At 52.0% G+C, this 404-nt stretch carries 1 protein-coding gene; it reads left to right on the plus strand.

The window, feature by feature from the left end; translation table 11 throughout:
• Positions 1 to 404, plus strand: a 404-nt coding sequence (locus ABGY95_RS05225) for a radical SAM protein (RefSeq protein ID WP_347440641.1), incomplete at both ends; no start/stop codon positions are given.

A 404-nucleotide genomic window follows, 5' to 3' on the forward strand; every position in this document is an offset into this window, starting at 1 on the left:
GCAAGAGATCGTTTTGCAAGATATTCGCCAACAAGTCAAAGCCGGAGCAACGCATATCTCGTTCGGCGATCCGGATTTTCTCAACGGACCCAAACACTCGCTGCGAGTGGTTCGCGCGATGCATGAGGAATTTCCTGCATTGACATTCGACTTTGTCGCCAAAGTCGAGCATCTGCTCACACGCGGAGAGGATCTTCCAGAATTTGCCGCGGCTGGCTGCCTATTCATCATCACGGCAGTGGAATCGCTGAGCGACCGAGTGCTCACCATTCTCGATAAAAGACACACACGCCAAGAGGTTGTTCAATCGATAAAGCTAGTCCACGAGGCAGGCATCGCGATACGTCCGACCTGGGTGAGTTTTACACCCTGGACGACACTCGATGACTTCATTGAAGTTTTGC

The sequence above is a fragment of the Rubritalea sp. genome (genome assembly GCF_039830215.1).
Classification (GTDB): Bacteria; Verrucomicrobiota; Verrucomicrobiia; order Verrucomicrobiales; family Akkermansiaceae; genus Rubritalea.